The sequence below is a fragment of the Marinobacter algicola DG893 genome, assembly GCF_000170835.1.
Classification (GTDB): domain Bacteria; phylum Pseudomonadota; class Gammaproteobacteria; order Pseudomonadales; family Oleiphilaceae; genus Marinobacter; species Marinobacter algicola.
In genome coordinates this window covers 1-16,185 of the sequence record NZ_ABCP01000060.1, presented here as the reverse complement: position 1 = coordinate 16,185, position 16,185 = coordinate 1, and the positions used below count along the sequence as shown (strand labels likewise).

14 protein-coding genes are annotated in these 16,185 nt (G+C 58.4%); 4 read left to right on the top strand and 10 right to left on the bottom strand.

Going from position 1 to position 16,185, the window contains the following annotated elements; all coding sequences use genetic code 11:
• Window positions 1-62: 62 nt before the first annotated feature.
• Window positions 63-659: a nucleoid occlusion factor SlmA gene (gene slmA, locus MDG893_RS19315; protein ID WP_007155528.1), complete on the top strand. Its 597-nt coding sequence runs from the start codon at window positions 63-65 to the stop codon at window positions 657-659.
• Here slmA and MDG893_RS19310 read toward each other — a convergent pair.
• The 3 genes from MDG893_RS19310 to MDG893_RS19300 form a co-directional block, all read right to left on the bottom strand.
• Window positions 650-1,474, bottom strand: coding sequence for an inositol monophosphatase family protein (locus MDG893_RS19310; RefSeq protein WP_007155527.1), 825 nt, complete (start codon window positions 1,472-1,474; stop codon window positions 650-652). The two genes, slmA and MDG893_RS19310, sit on opposite strands and share 10 nt — an antisense overlap.
• Before the next feature lie 49 nt (window positions 1,475-1,523).
• A complete protein-coding gene (locus MDG893_RS19305; protein WP_007155526.1) occupies window positions 1,524-2,819 on the bottom strand; it encodes a pyridoxal phosphate-dependent aminotransferase in 1,296 nt (431 codons plus the stop codon).
• A 92-nt stretch (window positions 2,820-2,911) separates the two neighbouring features.
• Window positions 2,912-3,652: a substrate-binding periplasmic protein gene (locus MDG893_RS19300; protein ID WP_007155525.1), complete on the bottom strand. Its 741-nt coding sequence runs from the start codon at window positions 3,650-3,652 to the stop codon at window positions 2,912-2,914.
• A 185-nt stretch (window positions 3,653-3,837) separates the two neighbouring features.
• On the opposite strand from MDG893_RS19300, the gene MDG893_RS19295 reads away from it, so the two are divergent.
• A complete protein-coding gene (locus tag MDG893_RS19295) occupies window positions 3,838-4,500 on the top strand; it encodes a response regulator transcription factor (RefSeq protein ID WP_007155524.1) in 663 nt (220 codons plus the stop codon).
• Window positions 4,501-4,505: 5 nt separating this feature from the next.
• On the opposite strand, the gene MDG893_RS19290 is transcribed toward MDG893_RS19295, so the two are convergent.
• From MDG893_RS19290 to MDG893_RS19265, 6 genes are all read right to left on the bottom strand, one after another.
• The gene (locus MDG893_RS19290) at window positions 4,506-6,248 is read right to left on the bottom strand and encodes a hybrid sensor histidine kinase/response regulator (protein ID WP_007155523.1); all 1,743 of its coding nucleotides are present in this window, start codon (window positions 6,246-6,248) and stop codon (window positions 4,506-4,508) included.
• Between the two features lie 76 nt (window positions 6,249-6,324).
• Window positions 6,325-7,422, bottom strand: a complete 1,098-nt coding sequence (locus tag MDG893_RS20550; RefSeq protein WP_007155522.1) for a lipase secretion chaperone — start codon at window positions 7,420-7,422, stop codon at window positions 6,325-6,327.
• A gap of 86 nt (window positions 7,423-7,508) precedes the next feature.
• Window positions 7,509-8,435 (bottom strand): esterase/lipase family protein, encoded by a 927-nt coding sequence (locus MDG893_RS19280; protein ID WP_007155521.1) that lies wholly within the window; start codon window positions 8,433-8,435, stop codon window positions 7,509-7,511.
• A 153-nt stretch (window positions 8,436-8,588) separates the two neighbouring features.
• The gene (locus MDG893_RS19275; protein ID WP_007155520.1) at window positions 8,589-8,912 is read right to left on the bottom strand and encodes a DUF3301 domain-containing protein; all 324 of its coding nucleotides are present in this window, start codon (window positions 8,910-8,912) and stop codon (window positions 8,589-8,591) included.
• Window positions 8,909-11,992 carry an efflux RND transporter permease subunit gene (locus MDG893_RS19270; RefSeq protein WP_007155519.1) on the bottom strand — a complete coding sequence of 1,028 codons (3,084 nt, stop codon included), beginning with the start codon at window positions 11,990-11,992 and terminating at the stop codon, window positions 8,909-8,911. The genes MDG893_RS19275 and MDG893_RS19270 overlap by 4 nt, the downstream gene beginning before the upstream one ends.
• Window positions 11,992-13,092: an efflux RND transporter periplasmic adaptor subunit gene (locus tag MDG893_RS19265; protein ID WP_007155518.1), complete on the bottom strand. Its 1,101-nt coding sequence runs from the start codon at window positions 13,090-13,092 to the stop codon at window positions 11,992-11,994. Before MDG893_RS19265 ends, MDG893_RS19270 begins: the two co-directional genes overlap by 1 nt.
• A gap of 314 nt (window positions 13,093-13,406) precedes the next feature.
• Between MDG893_RS19265 and MDG893_RS19260 the strand changes: the two genes are divergently transcribed.
• On the top strand, window positions 13,407-13,925 hold the full coding sequence (locus MDG893_RS19260) for a DnaJ domain-containing protein (RefSeq protein WP_007155517.1): 519 nt from the start codon (window positions 13,407-13,409) through the stop codon (window positions 13,923-13,925).
• A gap of 6 nt (window positions 13,926-13,931) precedes the next feature.
• On the opposite strand, the gene MDG893_RS19255 is transcribed toward MDG893_RS19260, so the two are convergent.
• Window positions 13,932-14,717 carry a secretin N-terminal domain-containing protein gene (locus MDG893_RS19255; RefSeq protein WP_007155516.1) on the bottom strand — a complete coding sequence of 262 codons (786 nt, stop codon included), beginning with the start codon at window positions 14,715-14,717 and terminating at the stop codon, window positions 13,932-13,934.
• Between the two features lie 361 nt (window positions 14,718-15,078).
• Between MDG893_RS19255 and MDG893_RS19250 the strand changes: the two genes are divergently transcribed.
• Window positions 15,079-16,137, top strand: coding sequence for a 3-deoxy-7-phosphoheptulonate synthase (locus MDG893_RS19250; RefSeq protein ID WP_007155515.1), 1,059 nt, complete (start codon window positions 15,079-15,081; stop codon window positions 16,135-16,137).
• Window positions 16,138-16,185: the final 48 nt, after the last annotated feature.

The window sequence follows — 16,185 nt, the reverse complement described above, 5'->3', positions numbered from 1 at the left end:
GCCTGTATTCGTACTCACAAATCTGAAGTCCTGAAACGTTAAACAGAGCCTGTAGTCCTGCCATGACAGAACAAAAAATCAGTCGCCGTGAAGCGATTCTTCATGCCCTCGTGGAGCTTCTGGAGAAAGATCCGGGAGCACGAATTACCACCGCTGGCCTTGCCAAATCCGTCGGAGTTACCGAGGCGGCCTTGTATCGCCATTTCCCCAGTAAACGAAAAATGTTTGAGGCGCTGATCGAGTTTGCCGAGGAGGCAGTGTTTTCGCGTTGCCAGGTCATCCTGCAGGAGCAGGAGGATGTTCGGGTTCGGTTGCAGCAACTCGTGCATTTGGTGCTGGTGTTTGCCGAGCGCAATCCGGGGCTGTGCACGGTGCTGACCGGAGATGCGTTGATGGGGGAGAATGAAGCCCTGCGCAAGCGAGCGTCGCAGTTCTTCGAACGCCTGGAAACCCAGGTACGCCAGGCCTTGAAGGAAGGCGAGATTCGTCAGGGATTGCGCCCCAGAACCAGTTCAGCTCGAGGCGCAGACTTCGTACTGGTGTTTATGGAAGGCCGGGTTCAACGCTATGTCCGCTCCTCGTTTTCCCGGTTACCCTCCAACGATTTTGACGAAGCCTGGGGCCTGGTTTCAGAAGCGGTCTGGGCTGCTCACTCGTAGCCCGAAGCTTTACGTAGGATGTCGCGGACCGTCTCCCAGACCGCCGGGGCTGATATCAGGATATCCCGTCCCCACAAGTCCGCCGGATAGCCCGCCGGTACCTCACTGAAATGTCCTGCCGTCGCGCCCGCCTCCAGCGCAATCAGCCGTGCTGCCGCGAAGTCCCAGGGGCTGACATTCTCGTAGTAGATGTCCAGCCGCCCACAGGCCACCCAGCAGATGTCCAATGCCGCGGAGCCGATACGGCGCAGATCCCGGCATTGATGAATCATGGCTTCCAGCCGGTTTACTAAGGGTTCAAGGCTGTCCTTGGTGTAGGGGAAGCCGGTGGCGAATAGCGAATCCCTGGGCAGTGTCGCCCCGCTGTGTTTGATGGGGTTGCCATTCAGGGCGGCGCCGGTACCCCGTGTGGCACGGAAGGTTTCACCCGAAAACGGAGCATGTACAACGCCAGCCTGCACCCGCCCCTGTTCCGCATAGGCGATGGAGATCGCGACCTGGGGGTGGCCGTAGGCGTAATTCACAGTGCCGTCGATGGGGTCGATGATCCACAGCGGAGTGTCCAGGTGTTCGGCCTGGCTCAAGTCCGGCATGGTTTCTTCGGAGAGGATGCGATGGTTCGGGAAGCGCTCGCGAATGGCGCCGGTGATCATCTCGTCGGCCATCACGTCGGCGTGGGTAACCAACTCCGACTGTTGTTTGTAATCGGTACGAAGGGTGTTCTGTTCTCGTTCGTGCTTGATCAACTCACCGGCCCTCAGGGCCAGCTCTTCGGCGAAATCCGCAATGGCGGTAATGGCTTCCGGGTTAGACATGATGACGCCCTCCGATCTGGAATGAGGGCGCCAGTCTATCACGACCCTGTTACAGGCCGGTGAGCCACTGCTCCATCTTGTCCATGGCGGTCACCAGTCGCGGACAGGCCTGTTTGACGAAATCGTCGCTCAGTTCCTGTTCACCGTACTCCGTTCCGGCCAGCGCGAGAGCCTCAGCACCGTCAAAGTCCACAAACGCGAGACGTGCGGCAAGGTGGTCCGGGACAAAGCCGAAATCACTGGCCGGCAGGATGGCCACACCGGTATTTTCCAGCAGCGACTGACACAGTGCCTGGCTGGTTTTGATGTCTCGACGCGCCAGAGCCTCGCGGAAGTTGGAAAAGTCCGGGAACAGGTAGAACGCACCCTCGGGCTTTTGCACCACGGCACCCATATCCGTCAGGCGTCGATGGAGGTATTCGCCCACCACCTTGAGCACCCGGCGTGACTGTTTCAGGTACTCATCCAGGTCTTCGCCACCATTAAACGCAGCAATGGCCGCATGTTGGATCGGAGCACTGGTTGCGGTGTAGGTTTCGCTGGCGATGATTGCCATGGCGTCCTGTAATGGCCGCAACTCCGGCGGGAAAATAAAGGTACCGAGGCGCCAGCCACCCGCGCCGGCCCACTTGCTCAGGCCGGTGCTGATGATGGTGCCTTCGGGGTAATAGCGGGCGATGGACTTGTGCTGGCCCTCGAAGTGGACTTCGCCATAGATCTCGTCCGACAGCAGAATCAGCTTGTACTTGCGGGCGACGTTGGCAATGGCCAGCAACTGGTCGTCTGTGTAGGTGCAGCCCGTTGGGTTGGACGGATAGTTCATGATCAGTATGCGCGGCCGTGACGGGTCGTCGCGGCAGATGATGTCCAGTTCTTCTGCCGTCAGTTGCCAGTTGTTTTCCGCGTGCGTTGGCAGCCAGTGTACTGAACGGCCGATAATGCGTGCCTGGGGCGCGTAGGACACCCAGCTTGGGCGCGGGATCAACAGGTCGCCATAATAGGCCAACTGCAGCATGAACAGCAGCTCCTTGGAGCCGGGGCCGATCAGTACGTCCTCCCAGGTGCAGCGCATGCGCTCACTGCGATTGATGTAGCCCGAAATCGATTCCCGCAGGGCCTTGAGGCCTTTTACCGGAAGGTAGTCTTTTTCATGGGCATGCTCGCGCAGGGCGTCGACCACACGGTCGGGCACCGGGAACGGCGACTGTCCGAGTCCCAGTTTGATAATGTCCCGGCCCTCGGCGCGAAGCTGGTTACTGAGTTCGTTGATACGAAGGGTGGCGGAGGGCTGAATGCCCCTGACGTTCAGGTTAATGGCGTAGCGGTGATCAGTCTGGATGTCCATGGTCCTAGTCTGTTGGTTGAAGAGTACAACCCGCAGTATAGGAAACCTTTAAGCGCCTGTATGGTGTCGGGGGTAGGTGATTGCCGCAGACGCTAGTCGGAATCGCTGGGCTTCAGCTCAGCCAGCACCTTGTTGAACTCGTCGCGGAGCGCCTCACCCTTCGGATGCTGGCGGGAGAACGCCGCGCGGAAGCCTCGTACTTCGCCAACGGTTCGTGGCATTGCGGATACATTCGCCAGCTCCGGATGGTCGGCGATGTGCTTGTCGATCAGATACCGGCAGACGGTTTCCTCGCAGATGAACAGGTCGATACGGCCAAAGGCGACCATTTTCAGCCCCGTGAGTTCCGGAGACTCCTGGCTGATCCGGATCACCCGGGCATTGCCGGCGGCCAGCCAGTCCATGAACTCTGGGGCATAACTGTAGAAGGCGGATAACCCAACCCTCATGCCTGCCAGGTCATCCAGCTCCTGCCACTGAAGGCCCCGGTCGGAGAGGCTGAAAAACACATCGCGGGCCTCGCTGATGGGGTTGGTGAAGTGGTAGTGGCGGGCGCGGTTTGGCGAGTGAGTTAGGGAGTAGATCAGGTCTGAGGTTCCGGCACGAGCGCTGGCTTCCGCCCGGGCCCAGGGTACAAGTTGGAAAACGGGGTCATAGCCCATCCTCGCCAGGACCCGGCGAAGGGTCTCCGTATGGGTACCCTTCACCTCACCGTTTTCCAGGTATTGGAAAGGTGGATAAGTCGACGTGACAACCGTCATCGTGGGGCGGTCGGCATGGGCAACAACGGGTAGGAGCACAGCAAGTAGAAGTGCCAGAAAACGTCCAGACATCAGTGCCTTGATCCAAAGAGGTAAGAAAGTGTCGTGGCGCCAGTATAGCGATTACCCCCGCACCTGCACAGTTGGTGAAAGGGGCTTGCCTCAAAACTGTTAAACAGCGAACGGTCGATTCCGGTTTTCATCCGTATAGTAGTCTGCACCGCAGTAACAAAAACAGCCATTTTGCGGAGAAAACCATGGACACCAGAACGGCTGATAACGCCGACTGTGCACTGCTGTCACCCGGAGACTGTCTTCCCCTGGCCCGCGTGTTGATCGTGGACGACCACCCGTTTTTTCTGTTCGGAATTACGGCCATTCTTGAACAGGAAAACCTGGCCCGAGAGGTTGCGACGGTTGCCTCTGTGGCGGACGCGGTGGACGATCTCCGCTCAAGGCCGGAAACCTCTCTTGTTCTGCTGGACCTGACGTTGCAAGGGGAGGCGGGCCTGTCGTTGTTCTCAGAGCTTGAACAGATCGGACTACCCGTTTCCGTGGTGGTGATTTCCAGTCGCGAGGACGAGGCCTCAGTACGGGCGGCGCGCTCTGCAGGTGCTGTGGGGTTTCTGCCCAAGTCCGCGGGCCGTCGCTCGCTGGTTCGAATGGTCCAGCGGGTCAGCAATGGCCTGCTGTTCTACCCGTCGTTGCCATTTCCATCCCTGAGTCCCGAGCACCTGACCCCACGCCAACTGGAGGTTCTTACGCTATTGGCGGATGGGCTTCCCAACAAGCGGATTTGCCAGGCTCTTGATCTCACCGAGCACACGGTGAAAACTCACCTGAAGGCGATTTTTACCCACCTGGATGTTCACAACCGCACCGAATGTGTCGCCCAGGCGAGAGCGCTGGGGCTGCTTTGATACGATCAGTCAGCAAGACGATCCAGTTGAGTAATAGCGGCCCGCAGCCTCATGGGTATCAGCGGTTTGTGCAGTACCCATAGTCGGCGTTCAGAGTCGTAGCCCTGGGGAATTGCAGTATCAGCCGTCATCAGGATACCGCCGCGGACCGACTTGCGAGCGAAAAGGCGGTCGTAGAGGGCATCGCCAGACATTTCCGGGAGATGGACATCACTGACCAGAATAGCGTTGGACGATGTGCCCCAGCGGGTGATTGCCTGTTCCGCACTGGCAACGCCCCTCACGCTGTAGCCCCAGGAAGACAGGGTTTCGCAGGTCCAGTGGCGAGCCTCATCGTGATCCTCCACAACCATCAGTGAGGGTGAATGAGCGGAAGGTGGGACAACCGCCCCGGAAACGGAATCTGTGGTTTGTGGCGCGGGCGTTGCCGGCAGGAAGACCCGGAAACAGGCACCTTGCCCTGGTAATGAACTGACGCTGCAGTGCCCCGCCATCATACCCGTCAGCTCGCGGACAATGGCCAGCCCGAGCCCCAGGCCGGGGCAACTACGTTGACGTAGGTTACTACGGAAGAAGGGGGTGAAGATCTGTTCAAGGGCGCCGTCGTCGATGCCCCGGCCATCATCCTGTACCTCGAAGCACAGCTTTCCGTCCTCCTGATGTGCCCGGAGATCAACCCGAGTGGCGTCGCTATGTTCCAGCGCGTTCGTTACCAGGTTCTGGAGCACTCGGTGCAGCAACTGCGGGTCGGCAAGTACGCCACTGCCGGGGGTGGGTTTATGGATGATTACCTGCGCGCCCGGATTCTGTGCCTGCTCGCTAAACGTTTCAGACACCTGCCGTATAACCTGCCACGCACAGAGCCTGGTGGGTTCAGGGGAAATCATGCCCTCCTGGATGCGGGAGATATCCAGAACCGATGCCAGCAGACCGTTGAAATGGCTCACTGAGGATTTCAGTCGCGACACCAGCGACTGCTGCTCACCTGGCAGCCCGTCGGCGGTGAGGTTTTCCAGAATCAGGCTGATCACGTTCAGGGGCTGACGAAGGTCGTGGCTTGCGACGGTGATCAGTCGGGTCTTGCGCTGATTCTCCTGCTCGGCCTGTTGTTTGGAGGCGTTGAGCATCTGACGATCCAGGAAGTGAGCGCGCTGACGGTGTTCACTCAGCCAGGACCCTACCATCCCGATGATATTGGCTGTGCCGATGAAAAAACCGTTTACCATAAGTTGGTGCGTCCCCAAACCGGTGGCGCTCTCCACCCAAAGATAGGCAACGATAACCATAAGGCTTGCGCCGGAAACCGTGCGAAACGGGATGCCCATCACGAAGTAACCAAACATCAGCATCAGGAGGATGCCTTCGTAGGGCAGTGGATGGTTCTCCAGGCGTGCAAGCCCAATAATACCCACCACGCTGAGGCCGCCGATCAAGTAGGCGAGCGCATAGATCTTTACGAAGTGATCATCACGAATGTCGCGATAGGACAGCCACCATACGCCGATGATCAACGGGCAGGTAACCATAAGCCTTACTGCGATGGTGTCCCGTGCAATGGCCGGGGGCAGCATCAGGGAATCCAGCAGCGTATATACCAGGAACAGCGCCAGCGCACTGGCGGAGACCGGCCGTGCGCGTGACCGTATGCCTTCGTCCCTGACTCTGCGATAGTGGGCTTCCAGCCCAGGCTCAAACCGCAGTTGCCGAAACCCGTTGGCCCGTTGATCCCTAAGCTGGGAAAAGTTCATCGAGGACTGTCCGGTTGTTATTGTCGTTTCCTCCAGTTTACGCCGGCCAGGGTGTCAGGAATGGCATTGGTGCACACTATGGTGATTGCGACTCCAATGCCCGCAGTCGTGCCCAGGTGCGGGTCTGTTCGGTGTCAAAATGCCGCTTCAGTAACCGGTTCTCCTGGGTGGCCCTGTCCTCTTCCGCCAACCCGGAGTTGTCCAGACTCGCCAGTGCCTGCTGGAACTGTTGATAATGGCTGTCAAACTGCTCCCGCTCCTTCATGTAGGCGACCACTTCTCTGGCCTGGGCATCGTCAACGCCCAGTTCCCGCAGCCTGCGTCCGGCGTCGGCCGGAGAGTCGGCCTCGGACAACGCCTTTTGTCTCGCCCGGAGGTCACCGCTTTCCTCAATCATGCGGGTTTCGGTACGGCGGATGACCTCGGGAAGCTGCTGCCGATGCCATTCAACCAGTGTGTTCTTTGCGTCCGTGGACAGGTCGGTGCGCTGCTGGATTTCAAGACTGGCGAGGGTATAGTCGCCGTAGGCTTCCTCCAGTCCGAAAAAGGCCTCGTGAGTGTCGGCGGCGAACATGCGTCGGCGCAGCTGTTTCATATCGGCCAATGCACCCTTGAGCATGTCCAGCTGGTATGCGGGATCGTGCTGCCGGGCGGGGTCGAGTCCCTGGTTGCCAAGTGCAAGAGAGGCATCCTTGTACTCCAGGTACTGGTTGAGCAGGGTCATGGCCTCGCGGGCAGCGTTTTCCGGCAGACTCTGTTTAGCCAGGGTTTCGATCTGGTCCAGTGCCTGCTCGGCCGATACCTCGCCAATGGTGTTCAGGAAGTAGTCGAAGAAGTCACGGGTTTCCAGATCAATGATCAATTCGCCATTGGCGTCGGCCCGTAAGTTGCCGTCGATGTTTGTGCCTGCAAGGGAGTTGGCAAACGGTTGGTCTCCCAGGCTATCGGGTGTCTGGTAAGGGACGGGCGCATCTTCGCCATTGGCAGGTGGCGCCTCCGCAATACCGGGTTTTGGCTGTTCTGAGGTGGTGGCGGGAGTACTCGTTTCCTGTGTTGTTGTTTTTTTACCGCGCGGCTCGTCCGCCAGCAGGAACCACACACAGGCAATCACCACCGGAACGGTCATGATCAGGGGAAGTAAAGCCTTCTTGTTCAGTCTGTCGCTATTGTTCATACCCGTTATCCTGCCTTGGCATCTGTCGTCGACGGGCGCGCATCAGCGGGGCGCCCGGCGACGGTTCAGACTCGAAAACGTGAGGGTTAAAGCCCGCGGTTTTTCAGGCGGTTGGCATGGCTGCGATAGAGCGAGACCGGATTGGTCCGCCACGAGCGAGCGCCGAACAGGTGATTGATGGCGTCTACGTGGTTCATGTCGTAATGGGTGCCGATCACGTTGCCCATCTTGGTGGAACATTCGCCGACCAGGCCATCATTGGGCTCGTTGCCGAAAGCCAGCGAAGTAACGCCCAGGAAAGGGTCGGTGATGTCGGTCCAGTTGGTCCAGACGGAGGTGCCGGTCCAGGAGAAGAACTTGATCCGGTTGCCGTTGATCCACACGTCTTCATTGGTGCCCGCGCAGGACCACCGGTTCACCCCTTTCCAGCCGAGGGCATTGTTCAACTGCGTGGTGCCCCGTGTGGTCAGTGTTTCCAGTGCTGCCACACCATCCTGGGGGTTGTTGGAGCCAGACAGCGCGTTGACCAGGTCTCCAAGTGCGTTGGCAATGGCGCCGGCGCCACCCTCCACATAACTGCCGGGTGGAATGATGCCCCGCGCGACGTCCGCGACTTTTGAGCCTTTGTTGACGCCATTGATGGATGTTACCGAGGCAACCTTGTGGGGAATAAGTGAGGCGGTTACGCGGGAGGTGGGCGCACCCTGGCTATGGGCCATGATGTTGACCTTCGAATGCCCAAGCCCGTTAATGTAATTGGCAAGTTGCTGGCCACGCTGTTCGCTGCTGTTCACAAAGGACACGCTGGCGGAATATACCCGGGCGCCGCTACGCTCAAGATTCCAGGGCACGTTGTGGAAATAATTGATCAGGCCTCCGATGGTATTGAAGCCGGTGACACCGTGAACCAGAACGATCGGATGCTTTGTTTTGGTATAGCTGGCATGGCTGAGTGTGGGTGCTGCAAGCAAGGCACAGCTCATGATCACTGCGAAAGTGATGAGTTTACGCATGGTTGACTCCTGTTGTTTTTGTGAGAAAGCCGCCCGGTGAGGGCTGCTCTTTGTCGCCAATGCGTGGGGGATTATTTGCGATTGGGGCGGGCGTAAGAATCGCCCATTTGGGGGAGGGGATCTGTCGCGTCTACCGGGGGATGTGCCCGGAAGTCAGAGGTCCGGGCCGAAGCGGTGGGGGTCCAGCTCCATATGAATGATGCGAGGGCCGAGCATGATGATTCGGCCGAGGTAGCGTTCCTCTCCGGTTGAGGTGAATTCAAACAGGAAGCGGCGCCACACCCGGGTACGGCCGTTGTCGTCGCGCTTGAACCATACGCCGCGTAGATACACCGCGTCGTCCAGCAGCATCACATCCATTTTCTTGCAGTAGTTCCTGGCTGCCTGAAGCACAAAGTCCTTGATGGCCTTGGCCCGCCACCAGTACCAGGTGGCGAAGCCGGCTACAAACAGCCAGAAGAGCGTTCCGAGGGTCACTGGGCGTGAGCCGTGTTCCCAGTGCTGCCATTTGCGTCGTCATCCGCCGTGGAACCGTGGTGGTCACGGCCCAGAAGGATGTAGAACGCGGGCAACACGAAAATGGTGAACAGCGTGCCGATGCCCAGGCCAGCACTGATGGTCAGGCCGATGGCGAATCGGCTTTCCGCACCCGGGCCTACTGCAATCAACAGCGGAACCATGGCGAAGATCAGCGCCAGGGAGGTCATGACGATCGGGCGCAGACGGATGGCTGCTGCTTCCACAACGGCCTCGCGCTTGTTCAGGCCTTTGTCCACCTGCAACTGGTTGGCGAACTCCACGATCAATATCCCGTTTTTGGAGACAACACCAATGAGGGTAATCAGCCCCACCTGTGTGTAGATGTTCATGGTGGCAAAACCAAGCACGATGAAGGCCATGGCCCCGGCCACCGACATCGGTACCGAAACAAGGATGATGAACGGATCGCGCCAGCTTTCGAACTGCGCTGCCAGCACCAGGTAAATCACCAGCAATGACAGGAAGAAGGTAACCACCAATGCGCTGCCCTGGTTCGCGAACTGACGCGACTCCCCGGTGTAGTCGAACGAGAATCCCTGCGGGAAACTTTCTGCAGCGGCATTTTCCATAAAGGCCATGGCATCGCCCACCGTCACGCCAGGAGTGACAACGCCCTGCAGTGTCAACGAGTTCAACTGGTTAAACTGGGTACGTTGTGATGGCTCCACGTCTTTCTGAAAGCTGATGACGCTTGATAGGGGCACCAGGCTGCCGCTGTCGGCCCGAATGTAATAGTCATTGAGTGCCTGTTCGTCCAGACGGAAATCCTGGTCGACCTGTGGGATAACCTGGTATGAACGGCCCTGCATGTTAAAGCGGTTGATGTAGCCGCCGCCCAGCATGCTGGACATGGCACGACCAACATCCTGCATCGATAGCCCCAGATCTGCTACCCGGTCACGGTCGACCTTAATACGGGTAACCGGGCGGTCAAAGTCGATGGATTTCTGCAGGAACATAAAGTTGCCGCTTTGCATGGCCTTCCCGAGCAGGTCATTGGCAACGTCATTCAGGCGCTCGTAATCCTCGCCCGTGGTAATCACGAACTGGAAGGGCAGACCACCGCCGGAGCCTGGCAGGGATGGCCTGGGGAAAACGGCGGTTTGCAGGCCGGTGACATTCTTCAGTTCCTGGTCAAGCTGCGGCTGAACCTCGAACTGACTGATGTCGCGATCTGACCAGGGCTTCATTTTGAAGCCACCGAACACAGCATTGGGCCCGGTGATGCCGAGAATCATGAAGTCCTCATGGTAGCCGGGCACCGTCGACATACGCTCCTGAACTTCATCTCCGTGTTCCTGGAGATAATCGAGGGTGGACGTCTGGGGGCCAAGCCCCTGATAGAACAGGATACCCTGGTCTTCGGTGGGCGCCAGTTCGTTCTGGCTCATGGCCACCATGAAGTAGATCGATCCCAGCACCACGATGGCGAAGAAAATCACCACGGACTTGGTGTCCATCAATGACGCAAGAGCACGTTTGTACCCATTGGCCAGGCCGCCGAAGGAGCGCTCCACGACCTGCTCGAACCGACCCGGATTGCCGTGGGGCTTGAGGATCTTGCCGGACAGCATCGGTGACAGGGTCAGTGCCACGATACCGGAAATAACGACGGTGCCGGCCAGGGTAAATGCGAACTCGGTGAACAGTGAGCCAACCAGTCCCCCCATGAAGCCTATAGGGGCATAGACCGCCACAAGCGTGGTGGTCATGGCGATGATCGGCGTTGCCATTTCGCGGGCACCGTTCAGGGCCGCGTTGAAGCGGGATTCGCCCTCTTCAATGTGGCGGTGAACGTTTTCCACCATGATGATCGCATCGTCCACGACAAGACCGATGGCGAGTACCATCGACAGCAGTGTCAGCAGGTTCAGTGAGAACCCCATCACCAACATGAAAAAGGCGCCGCCAACCAGTGATAGAGGCACCGCCACGGACGGAACCACCGCCGCTCTGACCGAGCCCAGGCAGATGAAGACCACCACCAGAACGATAACCAGCGCCTCCAGCAGTGTCTGGATAACCTCTTTGATCGAACTGTCGATAAAGTCGGACGCATCGTAGGCCAGGCGGACGTTCATGCCGGACGGCAGCTGGCTTTCAATACCCGGCAGTTCATCTTTGACCAGCTTTGCGACCGTCAAAGGGTTAGCGCCAGGTGACAGCTCAATGGCCACGTAGGTTGCTGGCTGGCCCTTGTACAGGGCGAGTTGGTCGTAGGTTTCGGAACCCAGTTCAACGCGGGCAATGTCCCGCAGGCGGATCAGCGAGCCGTCGGATTCCTTGACTACCAGATCCTTGAACTGCTCCGGGTCACCGACGTCGGTGTCGCTGGTCATGCTGATCTTGGTGTATTTGCCCTTGGTATTGCCTACGGCCGCCTGATAGTTATTGCGCAGCAGTACATCCACCACTTCCTGCGGCGTCATGTCCACCGCTGACAGGCGCTCGGGGTCCAGCCAGACTCGCAAGGCGAACTGGCGTCCCAGCAAATCGGCCTTGCCGACGCCGGACAGAGCCTGAAGCTTGGGCTGAACCACCCGCGTCAGGTAGTCCGTGATCTGGGGCACCTCCAGTTCATCGCTATAAAAGGCGATATACATCAACGCGGTGGAATCGCCGGTTGTGGAGGTTATGACCGGGTCCTGCGCATCGGCGGGCAGTACGTTGCGCTGACTGGCCACTTTCGCCTGAATCTCGGCCAGCGCTGCGTTGGCGTCGTAGTTCAGCACCATCTTGGCTTCAATGGTGGACTGTCCCTGGGAACTTGTGGACGTGAGGTAGTCGATGCCACTGGCTTCGGCGATGGCCTGCTGCAAGGGCGTGGTGATGAACCCTTTTACCAGCTCAGAGCCCGCGCCGGGGTAGGCGGTTGTCACCGTGACGGTGGTGCTCTCAAGTTCCGGGTACTGACGGATTTCCATCTCCATCGCTGCCCGGGCCCCGAGCAGCAGGATCAGCAGGCTGACCACCGTCGCCAGGACGGGGCGCTGTATGAATATGTCGGTGAAACGCATTACTTGGACGCCTCCGCCGGCTGTTCATCTTCCTGAACTTCAACGCGCTGGCCAGCCCTCAATCTCAGCAGACCCTTGGAGACGACCTGCTCGCCTTCTTTCAGACCATCAAGCACGGCAACGCGACTGTCCCGGGTATTGCCGGTCTGGATGGTGCGACGATTGACGACCAATTCGCCGTCATCGTTCTCTTCAACAACGAACACGAAATCACCGTAGGTGTTGTAGGAAACGGCGGTTCGCGGCACGGTGACAACCTCCCGGTCCTGGGGTTGCCTGGTTGATACCGTGGCGAACATCCCCGGGCGAAGCTGATTGTCCTCGTTGCCCAGCGTGGCGCGAACCCGGACGGTACGGGTTTGCGGGTTAACCGACGTGTTGATGGCGCTGACCTGGCCGGCAAAATGACTGTCGGGGATGGCAGCGACAGTTGCCACTACGTCGTAGCCCTGTTGCACCATGGGCAGATCTTTTTCCGAGAGGGTGTAATCCACGTAGATCGGATCAAGCATATTGATTTCGACAATCGGCGTACCGGTACCGATGTATTCGCCCTGATCCACCAGCCGGAGGCCAAGCTTGCCGTCGAAAGGCGCGCGGATGATTTTCTTACTCAACTGGGCTTCGGCTTCATTGACCCTTGCCCTTGCTGCGTCGAAATTGGCCTTGGCTTCATCGTACTGGGATTGCGACACGGCGCGCTTTGGAAGCAGGTCGGACACCCGCTTGAACTCCTGCTCCGCGAGCTGTGCCTCGGCGCGGCGTGTGCGCAACGCGGCTTCATCAATGGCAGCGTCCAGACGGATCAGGATGTCGCCTTTTTTCACCGTATCACCTGACTCGAACGCAATGTTCTCAACCACACCAGGCACTTCGTTTGCCACCTCAATACCGTTGATGGCTTCTACGCTGCCAACGGCTTTGATCTCAGGTGTCCACATCTCAGTGCTGGCCATGGTCGCCGAAATTTTCGCCGGCGGCTGGGGCTGGGAAAACTGTTCTTTCATCTGGCCGAACTGGTAGAACTTATAACCAAAAATGCCGCCGAGCACGACACCGAGAAAGATGAGTACAATCAGGAAGCGGGAGGCAGTGCGCATAATTCAGGTCCTGGGTCGTATGTCCGTTACAGGTAATCGTGTTAGCTTTGCAGGCTCCTGTTCCCATAGGGATGGAGTTGCCCGGCTCGCCGGGGGCTGTGTTGGCAAGGAGTCGTCAACAAACCGTAAAGAATAGCATCCTATACAAGCGAGAGGGTTGCTGTCACTGATTTGTCAGTGAAAATGCGTACAATTACTGTGCTCCAGGCGCCTTCACCTGCCTTGCCCAGGCGGGGCAGGGAGCTCATCCCGTTCATTAGGTTGCCAAACAAGAATGACAGATTTACGACCTGGTCATCGATAAGGATTGGCGAATGCAATGGATTCTTGGTATTGCACTGGCGGCAGCCGTATTTATTGTCCTGAAACAGTGGGGCGCGTTATCGCCGGAAAAGAAAAAGGCCGCTACCTGGAAAATCGTGCTGGTGGCGGGCGGCGCGTTGCTGCTGTTCATGGTGCTGACGGGGCGGGTGCATGTACTGACCGCTGCAGTGGCCGCCCTTTTACCGCTGCTGAGAAAGCTGCCAGCGTTGCTGAAGTTTGCCCCGGTGGCCAGCCGCCTGTTCGGTCAAAACCGGCACAGTGAACCTGATGATGAAAACACCGACCACTATCAACACAGGCAGCGCGGGCAGGCAACCGCCAGTTCCGGCAATATGTCGGTTAGCGAAGCCTGTGAGATTCTGGGGGTTGCGCCAGACTGTTCAGACGACGAGATCGTGCACGCGCATCGACGTTTGATCCAGAAGCTCCATCCGGATCGGGGCGGCAACGATTACCTGGCCGCCAAGATCAACGAAGCCAAAAGTGTCTTGCTGAAACGCCGCGCCTGACCGGCCTTAAAGAACCTCAACCTTTACCTCGAAGGTCTGATTCTGGCGGCGGCTGTGCCCGGTTTGGTAAGTGATGCCGGACCGCTCACCTACTCGCTGTTGGCGCGTGCTGCCGAGTTCCACCCATTCACCGGGTTCTACCCGGCGTATGGTCATCACCGCCTCGGTGTCGTAACCGGGCGGGTTACCCTTCGGGTCTTCCTCAAAAGAGACAATGTTCAATTCGACCGCCTGATCTGAAATCACCTGCGGACTGACCAGGAAGCCGCTTCGGGTTTCGACCTGTTCCAGAAACGCCGCCGGATTACGGCCCCCGCGGATGGCGACCGGTACGGTGCGGACCTGGCCGGAGGAAATATGAGCGGATTGCCCATCCTGAACGATCAGCGTGCGTTCCTGATTCCGCCGTGTTGTAGTGACCTTGCGTTCGGCCTGAACGCTGACCTGGTTGTTGTTGACGGAAAACCCGCCGCCACCGGTTTTGGCATCCACGTTGTGTCGGGAACGAACCGTAATACGCATCTGTGAGGGGGCGACGTCCATGGTCTCCACCAGCCTGCCGATTTCATCCAGAACCTCTGGTTCACCACGAACCACCATCTGCTGTCCGCGAGCGGTGATGGACACCTGGCCATCCGGGTAAAGTTCGCGAATCTGTTGCGCCACACCTTCTGCGGAGCGCTGTGCCATCTGGTAGGTGCGGGCCTCAGGCGCCGCTGCTATGGCGCCTGAAAAAAGCAGCAGGATCAGCAACAAAGAAAGCGTAGGCCGACAATTCAACGCTGTGTTCATGAGTGACTCCGGGACTGGTAGGGCCGCAATACCTGCAAAAAACCGAATTTACGGGTTGCAAAGCCGGAAACCGGGGATATATATTGGAAAGCATGAAGACGACACACGCGACCTGTCAATTGAATGTTCTGCAAGCTTTCGGTGAAAAATCGATTGCTGCGGTCGCTGCTGTGTTTTTCTGGTGGTTTGGTTATGGCTATTTTAGCCAGAGCCCGGGCCGCCCATAAGATCTTCATCGACCGAATAACGAGGAAGGTAGCCCGGCAGAAACCCAGGCTGCCACCGGACTCGAAAAGCCCCGACTGGTAGCCACCAGCCGGGGCTTTTTTGATTCTGACACAGGGAAACGGGAACACTGACCATGAACATGTCGCTGAACATCGAGACACTGAACGAGACCCACCAGCCATCAGAGGCTGAGTCGGGAACCCGGGAAGTGCCGCTGCCGACACCAACCGAACTGCGAGCCAGCCTGCCGGTTCCTGCTCACGTGCAGGGGCGGATTCGCCAGCACCGGGAGGCTATTCGCCGGATACTCAACGGCGAGGACTCGAGAACGCTGGTGGTCATCGGCCCCTGCTCGATCCACGACGAAGTGGCGGCATTGGAGTATGGCGAGAAGCTCAAAGCACTGGCGGACGATGTCAACGACCGTTTCCTGATTGTGATGCGTACCTACCTCGAAAAGCCCCGAACCACCGTTGGCTGGAAAGGCCTGCTCTATGACCCGGAGCGCACTGGCGCCGGAAACCTCAACGAAGGCCTGCTGCGTTCCCGGCGGCTGCTGTTGAACCTGTCAGACATGGGCCTGCCATTGGCCACGGAAGCCCTGAGCCCGTTCGCTATGGATTACCTCGGCGACCTCGTGAGTTGGACCGCCATCGGTGCTCGCACCACCGAGTCCCAGGTTCACCGTGAAATGGTCAGCGGTCTGCCGATGCCGACCGGTTTCAAGAATGGCACCGACGGCAGTATTGGCGTTGCCATCAATGCCATGAAGTCTGCGGCCCATCCCCATCACCGCTTCGGCGTTGGCAGTAATGGCGCACCCGCGATGATTACCACCGAGGGCAACCCTCATACACACTTGGTATTACGGGGCGGGCGAGGTATTACAAACTACGACGCTGAGAGCGTTCGCGAGGCCGTGAGTGCCTTGTCCAGCGCAGGTGTTTCTGCTTCGGTGATGGTCGATTGCAGTCATGACAACGCACAGAAACAATCTGAGCGACAACTGGTTATCGCTCGGGAAGTGATGGCTCAGAAACGCACAGGTAATTCACACATCGTTGGTTTGATGCTCGAGAGTTTTCTGGAGGAAGGTCGTCAGAATGACAGCGACGATTTGATTTACGGATGTTCCCTGACAGATCCCTGCATTGGCTGGAAGCAAACGGAAGAGCTGTTGCGTAGCCTGTGAGTAATGCTCTGGTGCATGCGCCGGTCTGTAGGCCTCTCCCAGAACACG

Excerpts from the sequence above, each read along its gene's own strand:
- slmA (WP_007155528.1), top strand. The coding sequence starts at position 63 with ATGACAGAACAAAAAATCAGTCGCCGTGAAGCGATTCTTCATGCCCTC.
- MDG893_RS19310 (WP_007155527.1), bottom strand. The coding sequence starts at position 1,474 with ATGTCTAACCCGGAAGCCATTACCGCCATTGCGGATTTCGCCGAAGAG.
- MDG893_RS19305 (WP_007155526.1), bottom strand. The coding sequence starts at position 2,819 with ATGGACATCCAGACTGATCACCGCTACGCCATTAACCTGAACGTCAGG.
- MDG893_RS19300 (WP_007155525.1), bottom strand. The coding sequence starts at position 3,652 with ATGTCTGGACGTTTTCTGGCACTTCTACTTGCTGTGCTCCTACCCGTT.
- MDG893_RS19295 (WP_007155524.1), top strand. The coding sequence starts at position 3,838 with ATGGACACCAGAACGGCTGATAACGCCGACTGTGCACTGCTGTCACCC.
- MDG893_RS19290 (WP_007155523.1), bottom strand. The coding sequence starts at position 6,248 with ATGAACTTTTCCCAGCTTAGGGATCAACGGGCCAACGGGTTTCGGCAA.
- MDG893_RS20550 (WP_007155522.1), bottom strand. The coding sequence starts at position 7,422 with ATGAACAATAGCGACAGACTGAACAAGAAGGCTTTACTTCCCCTGATC.
- MDG893_RS19280 (WP_007155521.1), bottom strand. The coding sequence starts at position 8,435 with ATGCGTAAACTCATCACTTTCGCAGTGATCATGAGCTGTGCCTTGCTT.
- MDG893_RS19270 (WP_007155519.1), bottom strand. The coding sequence starts at position 11,992 with ATGCGTTTCACCGACATATTCATACAGCGCCCCGTCCTGGCGACGGTG.
- MDG893_RS19265 (WP_007155518.1), bottom strand. The coding sequence starts at position 13,092 with ATGCGCACTGCCTCCCGCTTCCTGATTGTACTCATCTTTCTCGGTGTC.
- MDG893_RS19260 (WP_007155517.1), top strand. The coding sequence starts at position 13,407 with ATGCAATGGATTCTTGGTATTGCACTGGCGGCAGCCGTATTTATTGTC.
- MDG893_RS19255 (WP_007155516.1), bottom strand. The coding sequence starts at position 14,717 with ATGAACACAGCGTTGAATTGTCGGCCTACGCTTTCTTTGTTGCTGATC.
- MDG893_RS19250 (WP_007155515.1), top strand. The coding sequence starts at position 15,079 with ATGAACATGTCGCTGAACATCGAGACACTGAACGAGACCCACCAGCCA.